Origin of the sequence: Marinomonas colpomeniae (assembly GCF_014803385.1) — a bacterium.
GTDB lineage: Bacteria > Pseudomonadota > Gammaproteobacteria > Pseudomonadales > Marinomonadaceae > Marinomonas > Marinomonas colpomeniae.
On sequence record NZ_JACYFC010000003.1, the window covers coordinates 556,589 to 576,794 of the forward strand.

The 20,206-nt window shown below is 40.2% G+C and carries 16 protein-coding genes; 10 read left to right on the forward strand and 6 right to left on the reverse strand.

What is annotated here, in order from left to right; translation table 11 throughout:
- Positions 1 to 74 precede the first annotated feature (74 nt).
- From IF202_RS11955 to IF202_RS11995, 9 genes are all read left to right on the forward strand, one after another.
- Positions 75 to 767, forward strand: coding sequence for a cupin domain-containing protein (locus IF202_RS11955; protein WP_191595121.1), 693 nt, complete (start codon positions 75 to 77; stop codon positions 765 to 767).
- Between the two features lie 194 nt (positions 768 to 961).
- Positions 962 to 1,831: a 2Fe-2S iron-sulfur cluster-binding protein gene (locus IF202_RS11960; protein WP_191595122.1), complete on the forward strand. Its 870-nt coding sequence runs from the start codon at positions 962 to 964 to the stop codon at positions 1,829 to 1,831.
- A 40-nt stretch (positions 1,832 to 1,871) separates the two neighbouring features.
- Positions 1,872 to 3,188, forward strand: a complete 1,317-nt coding sequence (gene sbcD / locus IF202_RS11965; protein ID WP_191595123.1) for an exonuclease subunit SbcD — start codon at positions 1,872 to 1,874, stop codon at positions 3,186 to 3,188.
- Complete coding sequence (locus tag IF202_RS11970; protein WP_191595124.1) at positions 3,185 to 6,910, forward strand: AAA family ATPase; 3,726 nt, start codon at positions 3,185 to 3,187, stop codon at positions 6,908 to 6,910. The genes sbcD and IF202_RS11970 overlap by 4 nt, the downstream gene beginning before the upstream one ends.
- Before the next feature lie 303 nt (positions 6,911 to 7,213).
- Positions 7,214 to 7,939 carry a septum site-determining protein MinC gene (minC, locus tag IF202_RS11975; protein ID WP_191595125.1) on the forward strand — a complete coding sequence of 242 codons (726 nt, stop codon included), beginning with the start codon at positions 7,214 to 7,216 and terminating at the stop codon, positions 7,937 to 7,939.
- Positions 7,940 to 8,016: 77 nt separating this feature from the next.
- Positions 8,017 to 8,826, forward strand: a complete 810-nt coding sequence (minD, locus tag IF202_RS11980; protein WP_191595126.1) for a septum site-determining protein MinD — start codon at positions 8,017 to 8,019, stop codon at positions 8,824 to 8,826.
- 1 nt (position 8,827) lies between these two features.
- Positions 8,828 to 9,085, forward strand: coding sequence for a cell division topological specificity factor MinE (gene minE / locus IF202_RS11985; RefSeq protein ID WP_191595127.1), 258 nt, complete (start codon positions 8,828 to 8,830; stop codon positions 9,083 to 9,085).
- Positions 9,086 to 9,269: 184 nt separating this feature from the next.
- A complete protein-coding gene (locus tag IF202_RS11990) occupies positions 9,270 to 10,466 on the forward strand; it encodes a cytochrome-c peroxidase (RefSeq protein WP_191595128.1) in 1,197 nt (398 codons plus the stop codon).
- Positions 10,467 to 10,584: 118 nt separating this feature from the next.
- Positions 10,585 to 11,640: an aldo/keto reductase gene (locus IF202_RS11995; RefSeq protein ID WP_235963475.1), complete on the forward strand. Its 1,056-nt coding sequence runs from the start codon at positions 10,585 to 10,587 to the stop codon at positions 11,638 to 11,640.
- Between the two features lie 155 nt (positions 11,641 to 11,795).
- Here the strand turns inward: IF202_RS11995 and fusA are convergent, their stop codons facing one another.
- The 5 genes from fusA to IF202_RS12020 all read right to left on the reverse strand — a co-directional run bounded on the left by fusA (position 11,796) and on the right by IF202_RS12020 (position 18,180).
- A complete protein-coding gene (fusA, locus tag IF202_RS12000; protein ID WP_191595130.1) occupies positions 11,796 to 13,892 on the reverse strand; it encodes an elongation factor G in 2,097 nt (698 codons plus the stop codon).
- A gap of 183 nt (positions 13,893 to 14,075) precedes the next feature.
- Positions 14,076 to 15,245 carry a cation:proton antiporter domain-containing protein gene (locus tag IF202_RS12005; RefSeq protein ID WP_191595131.1) on the reverse strand — a complete coding sequence of 390 codons (1,170 nt, stop codon included), beginning with the start codon at positions 15,243 to 15,245 and terminating at the stop codon, positions 14,076 to 14,078.
- A 17-nt stretch (positions 15,246 to 15,262) separates the two neighbouring features.
- Positions 15,263 to 15,931, reverse strand: a complete 669-nt coding sequence (locus tag IF202_RS12010; RefSeq protein WP_191595132.1) for a TIGR04211 family SH3 domain-containing protein — start codon at positions 15,929 to 15,931, stop codon at positions 15,263 to 15,265.
- Between the two features lie 127 nt (positions 15,932 to 16,058).
- Positions 16,059 to 16,535: a DUF934 domain-containing protein gene (locus IF202_RS12015; RefSeq protein ID WP_191595133.1), complete on the reverse strand. Its 477-nt coding sequence runs from the start codon at positions 16,533 to 16,535 to the stop codon at positions 16,059 to 16,061.
- The gene (locus IF202_RS12020) at positions 16,519 to 18,180 is read right to left on the reverse strand and encodes a nitrite/sulfite reductase (RefSeq protein ID WP_191595134.1); all 1,662 of its coding nucleotides are present in this window, start codon (positions 18,178 to 18,180) and stop codon (positions 16,519 to 16,521) included. Before IF202_RS12020 ends, IF202_RS12015 begins: the two co-directional genes overlap by 17 nt.
- A 285-nt stretch (positions 18,181 to 18,465) precedes the next feature.
- Here IF202_RS12020 and nfuA point away from each other — a divergent pair, with 285 nt between their 5' ends.
- Positions 18,466 to 19,047 (forward strand): Fe-S biogenesis protein NfuA, encoded by a 582-nt coding sequence (gene nfuA / locus IF202_RS12025; RefSeq protein WP_191595135.1) that lies wholly within the window; start codon positions 18,466 to 18,468, stop codon positions 19,045 to 19,047.
- 71 nt (positions 19,048 to 19,118) lie between these two features.
- On the opposite strand, the gene IF202_RS12030 is transcribed toward nfuA, so the two are convergent.
- Complete coding sequence (locus IF202_RS12030; protein WP_191595136.1) at positions 19,119 to 20,195, reverse strand: 3-deoxy-7-phosphoheptulonate synthase; 1,077 nt, start codon at positions 20,193 to 20,195, stop codon at positions 19,119 to 19,121.
- Between the last annotated feature and the right edge of the window lie 11 nt (positions 20,196 to 20,206).

Sequence of the window (20,206 nt, forward strand, 5' to 3'; positions counted from 1 at the left end):
ATAGTGTATTGGCCTTTCTGATTTTATCTATGCTGTTACGAATTATATTATTGCAATAGATCGAGGAGTCAAAAATGAAAATTGCTGCAGACTTTAGCCAGCGTGTTGTTGTACACAGTGACTCACTCGAGTGGGTTGAATCACCTATGAAAGGCGTACACAGAAGAGCGCTTGATAGAGTCGGAGCTGAGGTTGCACGTGCGACGACTATTGTACGTTATGCTCCGGGCAGTAAGTTTTCACCTCACGTGCATACCGGAGGCGAAGAATTTGTTGTTATTGAAGGAACCTTTCAAGATGAACACGGTAGTTTTCCTGTTGGTTCGTATATAAGAAACCCGCCACAATCACAGCATCAACCAAGTTCACTCACTGGGTGTGTCATGTTGGTAAAGTTATGGCAATTTCAACCTAGTGATAGAACACATGTACGCCTTCAAACACATTTTATGGGCAGTGTTCCACACAGTGATTTTAATGGTTTAAAAATTACGCCTTTATACAAAGATGAGTTTGAAGAGGTAAGTTTATTGCACCTTGAACCAGATGCAGAAGTATCATTTGATACAAAAGGTGGTGCAGAGCTTCTTGTGTTGGAAGGTTCATTAGACGAACAGGCTGACACACTCATTAAGCACAGTTGGTTACGTATTCCTGTTGGTAGCGCTATTGAACTGAAAGCGGGTAAAGAAGGGGCAAAAGTATGGCTCAAAACAGGTCATTTAACAGATGTTGAAAATCAAATTTCACGGGTACAAAGCGCTTAATATATTTAGAGTGATTTGTTATTGACTGATAGTTGGATTATTTAAAAGATTTTTTCAAAGTTAACTTTTTCAGTGTCTCCAAGGCAACATAACTAACATCATTTGTTAGCTATGTTGCCTTTTTCGTTTTAGGGAGGGTGAGACGAATAGAGTGTGGCATAATAGCCTTATTATAGTTTGATTAGGCTGGGACAATGAGTTCTCAAGGATTGACCGTAAAATTGGATGATAATGTCTTCGATGTTGATGGCGGAGATAACTTACTGTCGTCTTTATTATCTAAAGGCGCCGATGTTCGCTACGGTTGTCGTGCTGGTGCCTGTGGTGCTTGTCGTCTTTATGACTTAAGTAACTGTGAATCTATTTTATCCTGCCAAACGACGATTTCCTCTAGTCTGGCGTTGAGTACACAAACGCCTGCGACGTCTGTTGAGTTTTCTATTTTAGCCTTGAATCCACTTGATGAATCTAATGTCGAAGTTACCTTGTTAGGGCCAAGTGATGATTCTTTTGGGGATCGTGTTTTTGTGGCTGTATTACTAGGCGGTCTATTAGAAAAAGGTGACCACTTTGTAGAGTGCATGGCATTAAACCAAGCAGGTGCACCGCTTAAAATCATTTTACAACAGGGTGCGTTCTCCAAGACGGAGTGGCAAAGAATAACAGAGCTTTCTGTTAACGATTTCTTGCGTGTTCAAGTTCAGTCTGGTGTGAGAAAAGGGCGCTTACTTTATGAAATGGGTTTGAGCGACAGTGCCGTTTTGTTGGTTTCTTCTTTTGAAAATGCGGTATTTGAATCTTATTGGCGTGATGTGTTACAAGAATTTTCTAACCATAGAGTTAAATGCTTTATGCTTTCTTCCTATAGGAAGTCTTCCCCTGAGAGTATGAATAATTTACTACAAGACGAGTTATTCATCTCTTTTCTTAATAACGCCGTTGTTGAGTCTAGTGGCTCTGCATTACATATTATTTATCACGGTCAAAACCTGCCTGAAAAGGATTGGGAGCAAGCGCTTCGCCCTTTGAGACTACGAACAAACCAATTGCATTTTGTTCGTTAACTTATATCTGGCTTTATCGATTTAATTGAAAAGGTTTTATATGAAAATCCTACACACGTCTGATTGGCATCTCGGTCAACATTTTATGGGCAAATCCCGTCGTGATGAACATAAGGCTTTTATTGATTGGTTACTTGCGCTGGTGGATAGTGAATCTATCGACGCTGTGATTATTGCGGGTGACGTATTCGATACTGGATCGCCACCAAGTTATGCCCGTGAGATGTATCATCAACTCGTGTTAGATATGAAGGCGCGTGAATGTCAGCTAGTAATTGTCGCTGGTAATCATGATTCTGTGAGTATGTTGAATGAATCCAAAAGCCTGCTTTCTTACTTGGATACTCAGGTGTCTACTCAGGCGAACCTAGACAATATCGAATCGCACGTTATTCCTCTTTATAACAAAGCCAAACATATTTCTGCTTGGGTTTGTGCTGTGCCGTATTTGCGTCCGAAAGATGTGATGAAGAGTGCGTCTGGACAATCCGAACAAGATAAAAAAATAGGCTTACTACAACATATTAGCGATTTTTATCAGCAGGTTTATCAGCTTGCTTGCGATAAAAACAAAACACTTGAAACGCCTGTTCCTATTATTGGAACGGGTCACCTTACGGCGATGGGCGGACAAGTAAGTGAGTCTGTTCGTGATTTGTATGTGGGTACTTTGGAAGCCTTACCGACATCTGTGTTTCCTAAGTTTGATTATTTGGCGCTTGGGCACATACATCGTGCGCAGCCAATCACTAAAGATGGTCGTTTTCGTTACAGCGGGTCGCCTATTCCTTTGAGCTTTGATGAATTGGGTCGAGAAAAAACGCTTGTTATTGTCGATTCTGAGTTACTTGAAGTAACCGTTTTGGCGGATGATCTTTTTGCAGACGATTTGTTTGAAGAGAAAGTTGAGCCTGTTCATCTTGTGACGATTCCAATATTCCAGCCTATGGCCAGCTTAAAAGGCAGCTTGAAAGAGGTCATCAAGCAAATAGGTGAGCTGGATTTGGTTGACGGTTTGACGGAAGGTTCAGCTGATAAAAAAACGCTTTGGTTGGAAGTGACTGTCATTGCTGATGATTATTTAAGTGATGTGCATAAGCGGATCATGGAAGTAATCGAAAATAAACCAATTGAATTGCTTCGTGTCATGAGAAAAAGCGCGCTTGATAAAAAGAATGATGTGTTTGAATCTCGTAAAACCTTGACTGAATTAACCGTGAACGATGTATTCGAAAAGAGTTTACAAACCAACCTAGATATAGATGAAAGTGAAGCTAAAACCTTAACGGAATTGTTTAATACCTGTTTAACGGATATGGAAGAATATCAAAAAAATGGTGAAGGAGAGCAAGCATGAAAATTTGTAAACTCCGACTGAAGAATTTGAATTCACTTAAGGGTGAATGGGAAATTGATTTCACCAAAGAGCCATTTGATGACGCGGGTGTGTTTGCCATTGTCGGTCCTACAGGTGCGGGTAAGTCGACGTTACTCGATGCGATTTGTTTGGCTTTGTACCATGAAACTCCACGCTTAAAAGTCTCTCCTAGTCAAAATGAATTGATGACTCGTCATACGTCAGAATGTTTGGCAGAAGTGGAATTCGAGATAAAAGGCAAAGGCTATCGTGCTTTTTGGGGACAGCGCCGTGCACGAAGTCAAAGTGATGGTAATTTACAGCCAATGACTTGTGAGTTGTGTGAAATAGACGGCACGATTATTACCAGCAAAATAAATGAGAAGATCGACAAGGTCGCTGAGATTACGGGATTAGATTTTTCTCGCTTTACCAAGTCTATGTTGCTTGCTCAAGGTGGTTTTTCAGCTTTCTTGAATGCGAAGACTGACGAACGAGCTTCTTTATTAGAAGAACTGACGGGCACAGAAATATACAGTCAAGTTTCGAAGTGGGTATTTGAAAAGCACAAAGCAAAACGTCAGAAAATTAAGCTATTAGAAGCGGCTAATGAGCAACGTCAGCTTTTATCTGATGACGAACTTCACATTTTTATTGAGCAAGAAAAAGACTTTGATTATCAAGAGATTCAATTAATCCAAACTTTGAAACAGCTGAAAAACATTTTAGATTGGCGACAAACTGAAGCGATTTTTACGACACAATTACAGATCAACGAACAGAAAAATACAGAGGCGCTATTGGCGTTAGAAGCGTTTAAACCTCAGCAAAGTCTTTTAGAAAAAGCCGAAGAAGCGAATCGCTTACAACCTCAGTTTCACACCTTAAAAGACATAGAAAGTCGTAAGGTGAATGCCAACGCTGAGTTACTTGAAGTAACAGCTAGACAAAAAGGTCAAAACGCACAATGTAAAGTGTTGGAAACGAAGGTTGATGAGGCCAAGCAAGTCGTTGATGCACAGACGCTCTCGTGGAAAAAGCTTGATGAAGATATTACTGTTCGAATTCAGCCGTTAATTTCTCGACAAAGCAATGTGAATGAACAGCTAGGCGCGACAAAAGAGCGATTGGCAAAAGTAGAACAAAGACATGACTCAATAGTTCAAGAGCGAGAATCTCAATTAGCAACCTTGGGGCGTCATCAAGCCGTATATGAAGCGAGCAAACAAAGTTTAGCGGAATGGCAAAATCCTGAATCCATAGAGTCGCAAGTATCGAACTGGTTACACCAGCATCATTCGTTTCAAAGTCAAAACCAAAGGCTGGTGGCTATAACACCTGAAATCACCAGTGCACAAACTCAGTTGGAAGCAGCATTAAGCGAATTTAAGGCCCATAAAAAACAGGTTGAGGAGCAAAGGATTCTGCTTGATCAATTAACTGATCAGGCAAAAAATATTGTGTCGGACTGTTTGGAGTTGTCGTCTGGTCGAGAATGGGATGATTGGCAAAACTATGTAAGAGGTCTTGAAAATAAGCAGCAAAAAGCAACGGAACTCGTTGCTCGATATGAGGTTCATCGTAATAAATTGGCTCAGTTAGCGCCACTTGATACCTCGATTGTAAAATTGAAAGAGAGCTTTGAGGTCAAGAGCAATGAGATTGCTTTAGCTCGTCAAGCTTACCCTGAGAAAAATGCGCATTACAAAGATTTGGCAAAGCTTGTTGAAGCGGAGCGACATATTCTTGCTTTGAATGAAATGCGAGATGCACTAAGCGAAGGTGATCATTGTCCTTTGTGTGGTTCGAATCAACATGAACTTCAAAGTGCTTTACATCAAGGTATAAATGTTGAAAACCAAGCTCGTTTGAATCAGTTGGAATTGGAATTAGAAACACTAAAAAAATCTGGTCAAGCATTAGGCGCAGAACTTGGAATTACTGAAAATGAATTAAAAAATCGCCAAGGGCAACGCGAGTCTTTGGTGCAAGAAATAGCAGAATCTGAGTCGCAGCTTTTGTCTCTATTCAACCTTGTTCATAACAACCCATTAGACACCTTTGATCCTGTTCAAATGTCAGACTCGGTGAATCTTGTTCAACAGGAATGGCATAAGGTCAGTGAGTTAAACAGTCAGTTAGTGGAAAAACATAAGCAACGTCTTGCCTTAGAGGCCAACGTAAATAATGTAACGACACAGTGGCAAGCCATGACGTTACAGTCACAAGAGAAAGAGTCGCAAGGGCATTTGTTACGCGAGCGTTTTGATACAAAAGTGGCAGAGCAACAAAGTTTGACGACTGAAACACGAGCTATGCATGAGTCTTTAATGGCTTCGATGGCATCTTCTGGTGTACCACAAGCGTATTTGCTTGAACCTTTGAATGAATCCTTGTTGGCGTTACAAGTGTCGTTAACGACTTGGCGTGATGCCAAGAAAAACTATGACGTACAACATCAACAAATTGAGCAGTTACGCTTTGAGATTACATCGTTAGATAAACAATTAAAAGACAGTTTGGTTGAAGTAGAAATTGAGCGAAGCCAGGCAAAAGAATGGCAAGTGGCATCACATCAGATTGAAGAAAGCTTACGTGACATACTCGGCGACAAAACCTTAGCCGAAGTTAAAGCGCAAGTGCATCAACTGCTGGAATCAGCACAGGTTCAATTTGATGAATTATCTAAATCGAGAGAAGCTGCTCAGACAGAATTAACGGCGATTACGACCTCTCAAAAAAGTTTAGAGAAAACGGTCAATGGATTAAAAGTAGAATGGGATAAGACGAATTCTACTTGGTTAAACACCTTAAAAGAGAAAGGCTTTGAAGGTGAAGGTTCTCAAATAGAAGAAACGTGGAGAAAGGCTTGTTTATCAACGGACAATATTGCTCAGTTACAAAAAAACTTCGCTGAACTAAAAGATGTAATGACACGCCAAGAAGCTTTGCTGAAGCAAGCAAAAGCGGCGTGTGATGAGCATGCTAAGAAAAAAATCACTGATGACACAATGGATCAAGAAAACGAGAACGTTTCTATTGATGTTTTGCTGGCGCAAGTTGAACAACTTGAAAGTCAGCGATCTATATTGAACCGAAGCCGAGGCGAGGTGGCTCAGAAGATCAAAGAAGAGCAATTACGTCGAGAACAAGCGGCATCTTCGGTAAAAGAATTAGAGCAATTGCGTGACAGTTTGATTCATTTGGATCGGTTGAATCACTTAATTGGTTCAGCAGATGGTGCTAAATTTCGACGTTTCGCCCAAAGTCTGACACTAGATCATTTAGTATATTTGGCTAATCAGCATTTGAATGTGTTACATCGTCGCTATCAGTTGATGCGCCACGAAGACGCTTTGTCATTAGCGGTTGTTGATACTTGGCAGGCGAATGCATCACGAGATACGAAAACGCTGTCTGGCGGTGAATCCTTTCTAGTGAGCTTGGCTCTGGCGTTGGCTTTATCTGATTTAGTGTCACATAAAACCAGTATTGATTCTTTGTTCTTGGATGAGGGGTTTGGTACTTTGGACAGCGAAACATTAGAATCCGCACTAGATGCATTAGATAATTTGCATTCTTCTGGTAAAACCATCGGAATTATCAGTCATATTAGTGCATTGAAAGAGCGTATTCCGGTACAGATTAAATTAACAAAGCAAAGTGGTTTGGGCGTGAGTCGATTGTCACCAGAATTCGCAGTTCACTCAACTGAATCATGATTTTTTAATGTGTTCTTATGGTGCAAAAGTTTTCCCCAGATAAATGGGAACAAGTCTGTAAGTAAGTTGTAAAATATTAGCTAAATCAAATGGTTAATCTTTCGATCATTATTGAACATTTTACGTTATTCTTAGCACTATAAGAGCGCAATATATCTATATTTGATGTGTAAACTCATTGTTTGGGTGACTTTCTTTAATCATTCAACTTGTTAGAATAGAGTTATTAGTCTGTAGCAAGAATATTGCGGCGGGTGTGTCCCATTTATAGACATTTACAATATTTAAAAAAGGACAATTTGCATGACAGACTCAGGCTTCCGACTTAAAGGAAGCGTTGTTACGACGGTTTTACTGGAAATTCAAACCTTCTCTTTGGATGATATTGTTTTTCATCTAAAAGAAAAGATTGATCAAGTACCACACTTCTTTAATCAGGCTCCTATCATTATTGATATTTCAAAAATGAAACGAGGCATTAGGATTGAAGAGTTTGAAACCTTGATTCAGTCTGTAAGCTCGCTTGGCCTTGGTGTTATTGGTTGGCGTTGTGACCCAGAAAATCTGCCTGCATGGAAGTCGTCAGTAACTATTCCTCTTTTACCTGCCAGTAAGGCGAGGTCAATTGATACATCACCTGTGATCAAAAAAGAGGAGTGTCCTGACGTTGTGGTTAAAACGGTTATTGAAGAACGTTTAGTTCCACAGACAACAAAAGTGATTACCAAACCAATTCGTTCTGGACAACAAGTGTATTCAGAAGGTGATCTAATCGTATTGACGCAGGTAAGTGCCGGAGCTGAAGTGCTGGCTGATGGTAATATACATGTTTATGGTGCGTTAAGAGGCCGAGCATTAGCGGGTGTTAAAGGTGATGTAGAGGCTCGAATTTTTTGTAAAAGCATGGAGGCTGAATTAGTTTCTATTGCTGGTAATTTTATGCTGAGTGATACGTTGCAAGATATTGTTTGGAAAGAAAGCGCACAAGTGTTATTAGTTGACGATAGTTTAGAAATCGTACCGCTTTAAATTTTATTATTCATTTTATTATTCATTTTATTATATAGAAAGATAAACTCAGTAAGAGGTTATCGGGGGATAGAGCATTGGCAAAAATTATAGTAGTCACCTCAGGCAAGGGCGGTGTTGGTAAGACAACATCCAGTGCTGCCATTGGGACTGGTATTGCATTAAAAGGACATAAAACCGTTATTATCGATTTCGATGTCGGCTTACGTAATCTAGATTTGATTATGGGCTGCGAACGTCGTGTGGTTTATGACTTCGTAAATGTAATCAATAAAGAGGCAACTCTGTCTCAAGCATTGATTAAAGATAAACGTACACCAGGTTTGTTTATTCTACCGGCCTCACAAACTCGTGATAAAGACGCTTTAACGACTGAAGGTGTTCAGGAAGTCTTAGAAGACCTCGCAAAGGAATTTGACTACATCATTTGTGATTCCCCTGCTGGTATCGAGAGAGGTGCGCAAATGGCATTGTACTTTGCTGATGCGGCAATCGTTGTAACGAATCCTGAAGTCTCTTCTGTTCGTGATTCCGATCGTATTTTGGGCATTTTGCAGAGTAAATCTAAGCGAGCAGAAGATGGAAGAGAGCCAATTGAAGAATATCTTCTTTTGACGCGTTACCATCCTGAACGTGTTGCACTCGGTGAAATGCTAAGTGTTTCTGATGTAGAAGATATTCTTGCGATTCCTCTAATCGGTGTTATTCCTGAATCTGAAGCGGTTCTTAAGGCATCGAACCAAGGCGCACCAGTTATATTAGATGTTGAATCAGAAGCAGGCCAAGCCTACATCGACGCTGTTGATCGTTTGATGGGTGAAGAACGGCCTCTGCGCTTTTTAGAGGTTCAAAAGAAAAGCTTCATAAAACGTTTATTAGGAGGTTAGAGTGGGGATTTTCGATTACTTTAAAAGTAAAAATACGCCAAGTTCTGCTTCTGTTGCGAAGGATCGCTTACAAATTATCGTTGCTCATGAGCGTACAAAAAGGCAGCAGCCTGATTACTTACCTCAAATGCAGCAAGAAATTATTGCGGTGATCCGTAAGTATGTGCAGATTGGCAATGAAGATGTGCAAATACAACTTGATAATACAGATGACTGTTCTGTATTAGAGTTGAATGTGACTTTACCAGAGCAGAACTAAAATTCTTAAGTGAATTTACTGTTTTGTAGACGTTAAAACTAAAGCACTAAACAAGGTATCTGATATAGATCTTGTTTAGTGCTTTTTTTATGAAAAAGAAGTGCAAGTGATTATCATTGTTTTACTCGAATTATTGAGAAGTGTATGATCCTTACACTTATTTTGACTGTTAGAGTAATCTTAAATGTTCCGTGTTTCCTTTGGCGTTATTGCTGTGTCTTTGTTAATTTCAGCTTGTGGAGAGTCTACACAAACTGCCGATCAATCTAATGTTATTAAAGCCAAAGTAAAACCGTCTTCTGAGCTTCCTATTGCACTAACAGATCCTAAGGCCTTATTGGGTTCTCAACTGTTCTTTGATACGAATTTATCGAAGGAACGTAATCAGTCTTGTGCTACGTGTCATGACATAGCAAATGGCTTTGTTGATAAGCGTAATGATGTGCTTTCTGGTGCTGTTTCTTTAGGTAGTGATGGACATTCTGTCGGCGGACGTAATACTCCAACGGCTGGTTATGCTGCATTTTCACCACCATTCCACCGTATGGAAAATGGCCAATATCGCGGAGGCCAATTCTTGGATGGTCGATCATCTGGTTTAGTTGAGCAAGCGCAGGGGCCTTTTTTGAACCCTGTTGAAATGGCGATTGCAGATGGCGCATCTGTTGTATTAAGAGTAAAAGAAAATGAACGGTATGAATCGTTATTTAACAGCTTATATGGTGAAGGAATTTTAGAGGATTCAGAGAAAGGGTATGTGGCTATTGCTGATGCCATTGCCACTTTTGAAAAAACTGCTTTGTTTATGCCTTTTGACTCTAAATACGATCGTGTATTGAGAGGCGAAGATAAATTTACACAGGAAGAAGAATTAGGTAAAACATTATTTTTCTCTCAGCAATTTACTAACTGTAACGCTTGTCACCAGTTAAATGCGTCACCTTTTTATGAACAAGAAACCTTTACTAATTATGAGTATCGCAATATTGGTGTACCAGCCAACCCTGCATTAGTGACTCATAACGGTGGTGTTGTTGATAAAGGGTTATTAGATAACCCAGACATAACTGATTCTTTGCAGGCTGGTAAATTTAAAGTGCCTTCGCTACGTAATGTCGCAGTTACTGGGCCTTATATGCACAATGGTGTTTTCCAAGACTTACGTACAGCTGTATTATTTTATGATAAATACAATAACCCTAGTCGTACGATTAATCCTGAAACAGGCAAGCCTTGGGCTGAGCCAGAAGTCGCTGAGAACATCGATTTTGAAAATTTGGAAATAGGGCCTGCGTTACCTGATCAACGAGTAGATGCGATTGTTGCTTTCTTAAAAACATTAACAGATCAACGATACGAAGCTTTATTAGAGGTGAAGTAGTTTTCTCCTCATTGTTTTCATTGATAAAACTGGCTTGATGGAGCAAATTTTATTACATTTATCCTTTGGTAAATTTTGTGGCGGCGTATATTGCGCTGACAAACTGTAAAGGATAAGAATGATGAAATATGTTCCACTCGGTCGAACGGGTTTGAATGTCTCTCGTGTGTGCTTAGGTACAATGACATGGGGAACTCAAAATACTCAAGCTGACGCCGATGTCCAGCTAGAATACGCGTTAGCAAATGGTGTGAATTTTATCGACACAGCTGAAATGTATTCTGTCCCGCCTACAGCCGAATCTTACGGCAAAACAGAATCTATTATTGGTGATTGGTTAGGACGTAACCCTTCACGTAGAGAAGAGTTTATATTAGCAACCAAAATTGCGGGTCCAGGATTATCTTATATTCGTGGTGGTGGTCCTATTACTGGGAAGTCTGTTGTGGAAGCTGTTGATGCTTCGTTAAAACGACTTCAAACTGATTACATCGATTTATATCAGCTGCATTGGCCAAATCGTACCTCTCCACATTTCGCCAAACACTTTCCTGGTCATATCTCTTTTAGCGATGTTGATAGAAACGCACATTCTGCTCAAATGCTGGATATTCTTCAAGGTATTGATGTCTGCATAAAAGCTGGAAAAATTCGTCATTTCGGTTTGTCAGATGACACAACTTGGGGAATTAATGAGTATGTTCGCCTTAGTGATAAATACGATTTACCAAGAGTTGCTTCTATTCAAAATGAGTTTAGTCTGTTGCACGCAAAAGATTGGCCGTATTTGATTGAAAACTGTGTACATGAAGACATTGCTTACTTGCCTTGGTCTCCGTTAGCAACGGGCGCGTTAACTGGTAAGTATTTGGGTGGTGCACGAGCTGAAGGAAGTCGTTGGAACTTTGCCCAGAGAAACGGGCTTTTTCGAGATACACCGTCAGTAGAGCTTGCTGTGAAAGGATATGTTGAAGTGGCTGAGAAACATGGTTTAACACCCGCTCAGTTGGCCCTTGCTTGGTGTGATCAAGTAGATGGTGTTACGTCGACGATTATTGGTGCAACCTCGTTAGATCAGCTTAAAGAAGACATGAGTGCTTTCGATCTTGCTTTGTCGGATACTGTTTTGACGGATGTTATGTCTGTCTTTAGAGAATACCCAGCGCCATTTTAATGATTGCTTCATTAGTGGTAAATGTAATAAGAAGGACGCTTTAAGCGTCCTTTTTTATCTTTTTGGACTGTTTTTCTATCGTATTTTTAAAAGCCAATAAAAAACCCGATGCATTTACATGCATCGGGTTTTTTTAAACAAAAAGTAAGATCTAATTATTTATCTTTCTTTTCTTGTTCTTTCTTCTCTTTCACAGCTGCAATAACTGTTTCAGCTACGTTAGAAGGACATGGTAGGTAGTGAGAGAACTCCATAGAGAACTGACCACGACCAGATGTCATAGTACGTAGTGAGCTGATGTAACCAAACATTTCAGAAAGAGGTACGTCAGCTTTAATACGAACGCCAGTTACACCTTTCTCTTGGTCTTTGATCATACCGCGACGACGGTTAAGGTCACCGATAACATCACCAACGTGATCATCAGGAGTGAACACATCAACATTCATGATAGGTTCGATCAACTGAGCACCAGCTTTTGGAATTGACTGACGGAAAGCGCCTTTTGCAGCGATTTCGAAGGCAATAGCAGAGGAGTCAACCGCGTGGAAACCACCGTCGAACAACTGAACTTCAACGTCTAGTACTGGGAAGCCAGCTAGAACACCTTCGTTCATCATAGACTTAAAGCCTTTCTCTACAGCAGGGAAGAACTCTTTTGGTACATTACCACCCACTACTGAAGAAGAGAATACGAAACCAGAACCTGGCTCACCTGGTTTAATGCGATAATCGATCTTACCGAATTGACCAGAACCACCAGATTGTTTCTTGTGCGTGTAAGTATCTTCGATTTCTTTCGTGATTGTCTCACGGTAAGCAACCTGTGGCTGACCAACAATAAGGTCTACGCCGTATGTACGCTTCAAGATATCTACTTTGATGTCTAGGTGAAGCTCACCCATACCGCGAAGAATTGTTTCACCTGAATCGATGTCAGTTTCAACACGGAATGTTGGATCTTCTGCAACCATTTTACCGATCGCAATACCCATTTTCTCGTTACCGCCTTTATCTTTTGGCGTTACAGAGATAGAGATTACTGGCTCAGGGAAAACCATTGCTTCAAGTGTACAAGGGTGCTTAGGATCACATAGAGTATGACCTGTTTGTACATTTTTCATGCCTACGATTGCCATGATATCACCAGCTTGTGCTGAACTGATTTCTTTACGATCGTCTGCTTGCATTTCAACCATACGGCCAACACGTTCTGTTTTGCCTGTGAAGCTGTTTAGAATCGTATCGCCTTTGTTTAACGTACCAGAGTAAACACGTACGAATGTTAGAGCACCGAAACGGTCATCCATGATTTTGAACGCAAGTGCTTTGAATGGTGCACTTGCATCAACAATCGCTTTTTCGCCGTTTGGATTACCTTCTTCGTCCGTAAGATCTTGTGGAATAACATCTGTTGGGCTTGGTAGGTAGTCAATAACTGCATCAAGAAGAAGTTGCATACCTTTGTTTTTAAAGGCAGAACCACAGTATGTTGGAAAGAATGCAAGATCACGAGTACCGTTGCGGATACAACGTTTTAGGTCTTCCATAGCTGGCTCTTCGCCATCCATGTAAGCCATCATAACTTCGTCGTCTTGTTCAACAGCTGTTTCGATTAACTTCTCACGGTATTCTTCAACAGTTTCTACCATGTCAGCAGGAACGTCTTCAATACTGTAATTTTCTGGCTGGCCGGTATCATCCCATACATAAGCTTTACGGCTAAGAAGGTCAACAACACCAACGAACTCATCTTCAGTACCGATTGGTAGTACCATGATAAGAGGAGTAGCACCAAGAACGTCTTCTACTTGTTTAGTAACACGATAGAAGCTAGCACCTAGACGGTCTAGTTTGTTAACGAAAATGATACGGGATACACCAGAGTCATTTGCATAGCGCCAGTTAGTTTCTGATTGTGGTTCAACACCACCAGAACCACAGAATACACCGATACCACCGTCAAGAACTTTAAGGGAACGATATACTTCTACTGTGAAGTCAACGTGCCCAGGTGTGTCGATAACGTTAAAGCGGTAGTCTTTCCAAAAACATGTTACAGCCGCAGACTGGATGGTTATACCACGCTCAGCTTCTTGTTCCATGAAGTCAGTAGTAGATTCACCCTCATGTACTTCACCGATTTTGTGGATCATACCGGTAAGTTTAAGAATACGTTCTGTAGTAGTAGTTTTACCCGCGTCAACGTGAGCAAAAATACCTATGTTTCTGTATTTTGATAAGTCAGCCATTACATTACTCTAAATAGTGAGGACGAAATTTGCGCGTTAGTATACAAGACTTCTTACACTCGTAGTCAAGTATTTGGCGCTATTCTATTATATTTTATATAACTAAAGGAAGAGGGGAATCAAAAGCATTTTATAAATAGCCCGAAACCTCTTTAATCATGGTGAAAAAGGTCTTTAAAGCTCTTAGTCTCTACGTAATTTATCTGATATGGCGATAGGCGTCGGAAAGTTCAAAATAACAATATAGGTAGATAAAGCGAAGCTCAAAATCGCTGTTGCCTGTATTACATGGGATGCTTCTTCACCAATCAGTCCAATATTCGCAGCTAAATATGCAATGAGTAATGAAAATTCACTAACCTGACCTAAGCGAAAGCCAACCTCCCAAGAAGTGCTTGAGTCCTCTTTAATGCTTTTTAATAAAAAACGGAAAACAACAGGTTTGATCAGCATAGTGCTGATTGCCAAGATTAAGGCTGGTACGATGACCAAGCCTAGTAAGCTAAGATCAAAGCTAGCGCCTATAGTGAAGAAAAATAAGATTAAGAAAAAATCACGTAACGGTTTTAGGTGTGTAGCTATGTACTGTGAAATTGGACTGGTTGCGAGAGCCACTCCAGCGACAAATGCCCCCATTTCTGCAGACAATCCAGCCGCTTCTGCAAGTACTGCCATAGACAGACACCAACCAATAGAGACTAAGAAAATATATTCATGAAAGCGATCAAACTTAGCGATGAGTTTTAATAGGATATATTTAACGAATAAAAATGCACCGGCAATCAGCAGAGGTAAGCTAATCAAAGGTTTAATGTATTGCATAGCGCTGTTGTCGTCATTACTTGAAAAGCTGTACAAAACGAGTAATACCGCGATAGCAATCATATCTTGCAGAAGTAATAACCCAACTACGAGTTCGCCAGTGTGTTTGTGATGTAGTGCGGTCGTCGGTAGGAGCTTTATGCAAACGATTGTGCTTGAAAACATCATCGCTATGCCAATGATCAGGCTTTCTGTAGTGCTGTAATTGCAGAGTATGGCAACGACATATCCAACGAGTGCAAATATGGCAGAACTTAATAGTGCTATCCATGAGGCTTTTTTAAGCATATTGATAAGATGACTTGGCTGCATATCTAAACCAAGCAGAAAAAGCAGGAAAATGATGCCTATATGACTCATTTCATCCATGAGCTTAGGTTCATCGATAAGAGAGAGTGATGAGGGGCCAAACAATACACCGAGTGCAATGTAGGCAATAATCATAGGTTGTTTTGTGTATAAAGCGATAGACGCAACGACAGCCGCTCCTGCAAATATTAAAAAGAAGGAGTGGACTATCGATGCTTCCATGTTATTTCCTCAGCTAATTAGGACCAAGAACCTGTGCCACTTTTCTTGCGGCGTAATGCTGGTATTAACACACCTAAAAAGAGGCCTGAGAAAAGAGTAATGGCTCCTATCATGAACCATTTTTGTTCGGTGGAACTCTTTAAATGTTCAGCCTGAGATGTTGCTATTTCAGCCTGCTGTTTAAGACTGGCAATTTGATAACTTACATTCTCGTTTTGAGAAACAATCGCTTTGGCTTTTTCCGAAAGTTTAGAAATACTTTCTAGTTGTCGTTTTAATTCGCTATTTTCTTCTTGAATTAGAGTGTTTTTGTTATTTAGTTCTTCGATTTTTTCTTCACTGGATTTAAGTGCGTTCGAAACATCAACTCGACGTTGAACTGTTTCATCAAGTCGTGTTTGCAGTGTACTCATTTGGCTTCTAGTTACTATTTCTTCACTCAGAAAATAATCAGCCACCCAGCCTTCGTTACCATTAGGGGTTCGAACTTTAGTGTAGCCATCATTACGATCTAGAATGTCTAGAGGTGTACCGCTTTTTAAACCTCTTTCTACTGCTCTTGTACTGTTGTCTAATCCTTCGCGGATAGCGACAAATTGTATGTCAGAAATATACACAGTTTCAGAGTATGCAGTAGCAGAGAGTAGTGCGCCAACAATTAGGCATATGATACGTTTTTTAGACACTTAATAACTTCCTTTTGCAATCAATCACTTTTTATCTATTCAGTACGATAATCATGAGGGGCACAATACGCAATAGAAAAAGGCCATCGAAATGGCCTTTTATTAATTTTTCTTGTAAGTGCTATGATTATCGACGTAAAAAGATAGGTCTAGGGTCGGTAACATCACCTTGATAAGCTATTGATAGAGGGCGATGTAATGCTAACGCTTTTTCTAAATCCACTTCATCATTGAATTGAAAACTATTGAACCCAACACGTAGTAAATAGCCTAACTGATCTGGAATGAAGTTCCCTAGTGCTCTGATTTCACCTTTATAGTTCAATCTTTCTTTCAATAAGCGAGCATAACTAAAGCCTCGTCCATCAACAAATGCAGGAAAGTTGATGCCGATAACATCTAATTCGCTTAGATCTAGGCCTTGAAGGCATTCAACACCATCACCAGCTTCTAGCCAAATGCCCGCTACATCTCCAATGGAGTCTTTTTCAGCTAACCATTTTTGTGCTGGAACTATGCTGTTTGGTGTGATTTCTTGCTCTTCATCTTGTAGCCAAACATAGGTGTTATCGATGATTTCACCGTTCTTAATTAGCTTTGGCATAAGCGGCCTCTTTGAATGGTGTGATGCCAACGCGGCGATAAGTATCAATAAAGCGTTCTTCTTCAGAACGATTTTCGACATAAACATTCATCAGTTTCTGAATGATGCCACTGACTTCTTCCTGGCCAAATGAAGGCCCAAGGATTTTACCAATGCTCGCATCATGGCCTGAAGCGCCACCAATAGAGATTTGATAAAACTCTTCCCCTTTTTTATCAACACCTAAAATGCCAATATTACCAACATGGTGATGTCCGCAAGCATTCATACAGCCTGAGATATTTAAATCTATATTGCCCAAATCGTAAAGGTAATCAAGATCATTAAATGTGTCTTGAATTTGATCTGCAATCGGAATAGATTTTGCGTTAGCAAGGTTGCAGAAATCACCGCCTGGACAACAGATCATATCTGTCAATAATCCAAGAGTTGGAGTGGCAAAACCAAATTCTTTTGCGACTTCCCACAACTCGGTTAATTGATCCTGACGAACATCTGCTAATACTAGGTTTTGCTCGTGACTAACACGTAACTCACCAAAGCCAAACTTGTCTGCAAGGTCTGCAGCTTTAAACATTTGCTCTGCAGTTGCATCACCAGGCGCTTGCCCTGGTTTTTTTAGCGTCAGGGTAACTATGCGGTAACCAGGCTTTTTATGGTCAAACGTATTGCGTTCATACCAGCGTGCAAAACCAGCACTATCAGCTAATTTACTGATAAGTTCCTGTGGTTGATTAGTGAGTGCTTCATATGCAGGTTCAGAAAAGAAGCGACTTAGGCGATCAAATTCGCTCATTGGTACTGTGCTTTCTTTACCTTTAAGGTGGGCCCATTCAGCCTCTACACGCTTGCGGAATTCTTCAATACCCAGCGCTTTAACTAAAATTTTAATACGCGCTTTGTATTTGTTTTGACGATTACCGTTTTGATTGTAAACGCGAAGAATTGCATCTAAGTAAGTAAGCAAATCTTTACGAGGCATAAACTCAGTAATCGTTACGCCAACCATTGGTGTGCGACCAAGGCCGCCACCAACAATAATTTTAAAGCCAATTTCGCCAGCATCATTTTTCTTAATGTGAAGACCAATATCATGGACTTGCGTTGCTGCACGGTCTGCAGACTCTGTTGCGTTTACAGCGATTTTGAACTTGCGAGGCAAGAATGCGAATTCAGGGTGGAAAGTAGACCACTGACGAATCAATTCACAATATGGACGAGGATCAACAATTTCGTCTGCAATCACGCCTGCGTATTGGTCTGTCGTTGTATTTCGAATGCAGTTACCACTGGTTTGTACCGCATGCATTTGCACTTCGGCAAGTTCGGCTAGAATATCTGGCACGTCTTCAAGTTTAGGCCAGTTTAATTGTAAGTTTTGACGAGTGCTGAAATGACCATAAGAGCGGTCATAACGTAAACTAATATCGGCTAATTTGCGTAATTGTGTGCTAGATAGCATTCCGTATGGAATCGCAACACGCAGCATAGGCGCATGGCGTTGAATATATAAGCCGTTTTGAAGGCGTAAAGGTAGAAACGCTTCTTCGCTTAGTTCTTTGTTTAAGTAGCGGCGTGTTTGGTCGCGATATTGTGCGACACGCTCCTCAACAAGCTGTTGGTCAATGGCGTCGTATTGATACATAGAGATATGAACCGTCGTTGATAAGTTTAGTTAACTGTATATTAGCAAAGATCCTTTATACTAAAAACGAATATTTATCTATATCTTTAGGGGTTTTACTAATAAGGCTTATTTAGGTTGTTGTTTATCAAATATAGAGTGGAAGTGCTAAAAGTGAATAGTTAAAGAATATGGCAAATCAAAAAGAGGAAAAATACCCTACTTTTTTACTTGGTCTTTGGCATTGGTGAATATCTACGGTAATATAGTCGGCATTAATCGTTACCTAGATTTAGAAGGGTTATTATGAACATTACAATTACAGACGGTGCCCAAGAATACCTATCTTCATTGCTTGAAAAGCAAGGCGTTGAAGGTATTGCTGTGCGAATTTTTATTCAGCAGCCAGGTACGCCTTATGCAGAAACTTGCCTTGCGTATTGTCGTCCTGACGAAATAAATGAAACAGATGAAATCTTGAATTTACCGAAACTTAAGGTATTTATTGAGAAGATGTCTGTGAATTTTTTGGATGAAGCCTTTGTTGATTACGCCACAGAAAAAATGGGCGGACAACTTACTATAAAAGCGCCTAATGCAAAAATGCCAAAAGTCACTGCAGACAGCCCAATTGAAGATCAAATTAATTATGTACTTTATTCTGATATCAACCCTGGCTTAGCAGCTCATGGTGGTGAGGTTAGTTTATTAGAGGTGGTTGATGGTCAGGTTGCCGTATTGAAATTTGGTGGTGGTTGCCAAGGTTGTAGTGCTGTTGATTTGACTTTGAAAGAAGGGGTTGAAAAAACCTTAATGGAAAAAGTACCAGGTCTTACTGCGGTAAAAGATTCAACAGATCATACTGTGACGGATAACGCTTTCATGTAGTCTGTAATTTAATAAAAAAGGGGTTAATCATATGCATGATTAACCCCTTTTTTATTGTTTAACTTAATGTCTTAAGTGCGCGAACGTTTTGGAAGTACGTCGCGTAAGGTATTGGCCATATCCGTTAAAGATTTTTCAGTCATTTCCCAATCGATACAAGCATCTGTAATAGATATTCCGTATTTTAGGTCGCTTAAACTTGCAGGTACTTTTTGATTGCCGAAGCCAATATTACTTTCAATCATTAAGCCCATGATAGAGTTATTACCATCCAATATTTGCTGCGTTGAATCTTTTGCAACCAGCACTTGGTTTTCTGGCTTTTTGTTAGAGTTTTCGTGCGAACAATCAACCATAATATTGTGTTTCAATTTACCTAAGGTAAGAGCTTCTTCACTTAGTTTTACATGCGCTGCATCATAATTTGGCTTGCCGCCGCCGCCACGAAGAACTAGGTGACCGTATTCATTACCTTTTGTATTAACAATACTTACTTGCCCGCTCTCATTGATTCCAAGAAAAGAATGTGGATGAGAAACGGATTGCATTGCATTGACTGCTACCGTCATTGAGCCGTCAGTACCGTTTTTAAAGCCAACTGGGCCAGACAGGCCTGATGCCATTTCACGGTGTGTTTGTGATTCAGTTGTGCGAGCACCAATAGCCGACCAGCTTATTAAATCTTGAATATATTGTGGTGAAATAGGGTCTAAAGCTTCAGTTGCTAAAGGTAAGCCTAACTGTGCTAAGTCGATTAATAATTTACGTCCAATTCGGATGCCTTTATTGATATCGAATGTACCGTCTAGGTTTGGATCATTAATTAAACCTTTCCAACCAACAGTAGTTCGAGGCTTTTCGAAATAAGCACGCATAATGATATATAAAGTATCGTCTAATTCTGCAGCGAGTTTTTTAAGGCGTTTTGCATAATCTAATGCCGCCTCAGTGTCATGGATAGAGCATGGACCAATAACAATGGCTAGACGATGGTCTTTACCGTCCATAATGTTCTTTATAATGTCACGTGATTGAGCAACATGGGTGCTAACACTATCACTGACAGATAATTCTTCTTTTAATTGGCTCGGTGTTACCAAAGGGGTAAAAGAGGCAATATTTAGGTCTTCGAGACGCTTATTACTCATTGCGGGGATTC

Excerpts from the sequence above, each read along its gene's own strand:
- minC (WP_191595125.1), top strand. The coding sequence starts at position 7,214 with ATGACAGACTCAGGCTTCCGACTTAAAGGAAGCGTTGTTACGACGGTT.
- IF202_RS12020 (WP_191595134.1), bottom strand. The coding sequence starts at position 18,180 with ATGTATCAATACGACGCCATTGACCAACAGCTTGTTGAGGAGCGTGTC.
- IF202_RS12005 (WP_191595131.1), bottom strand. The coding sequence starts at position 15,245 with ATGGAAGCATCGATAGTCCACTCCTTCTTTTTAATATTTGCAGGAGCG.
- IF202_RS11955 (WP_191595121.1), top strand. The coding sequence starts at position 75 with ATGAAAATTGCTGCAGACTTTAGCCAGCGTGTTGTTGTACACAGTGAC.
- IF202_RS11990 (WP_191595128.1), top strand. The coding sequence starts at position 9,270 with ATGTTCCGTGTTTCCTTTGGCGTTATTGCTGTGTCTTTGTTAATTTCA.
- fusA (WP_191595130.1), bottom strand. The coding sequence starts at position 13,892 with ATGGCTGACTTATCAAAATACAGAAACATAGGTATTTTTGCTCACGTT.
- nfuA (WP_191595135.1), top strand. The coding sequence starts at position 18,466 with ATGAACATTACAATTACAGACGGTGCCCAAGAATACCTATCTTCATTG.
- IF202_RS11970 (WP_191595124.1), top strand. The coding sequence starts at position 3,185 with ATGAAAATTTGTAAACTCCGACTGAAGAATTTGAATTCACTTAAGGGT.
- IF202_RS11960 (WP_191595122.1), top strand. The coding sequence starts at position 962 with ATGAGTTCTCAAGGATTGACCGTAAAATTGGATGATAATGTCTTCGAT.
- IF202_RS12030 (WP_191595136.1), bottom strand. The coding sequence starts at position 20,195 with ATGAGTAATAAGCGTCTCGAAGACCTAAATATTGCCTCTTTTACCCCT.
- IF202_RS11995 (WP_235963475.1), top strand. The coding sequence starts at position 10,585 with ATGATGAAATATGTTCCACTCGGTCGAACGGGTTTGAATGTCTCTCGT.
- IF202_RS12015 (WP_191595133.1), bottom strand. The coding sequence starts at position 16,535 with ATGCCAAAGCTAATTAAGAACGGTGAAATCATCGATAACACCTATGTT.
- sbcD (WP_191595123.1), top strand. The coding sequence starts at position 1,872 with ATGAAAATCCTACACACGTCTGATTGGCATCTCGGTCAACATTTTATG.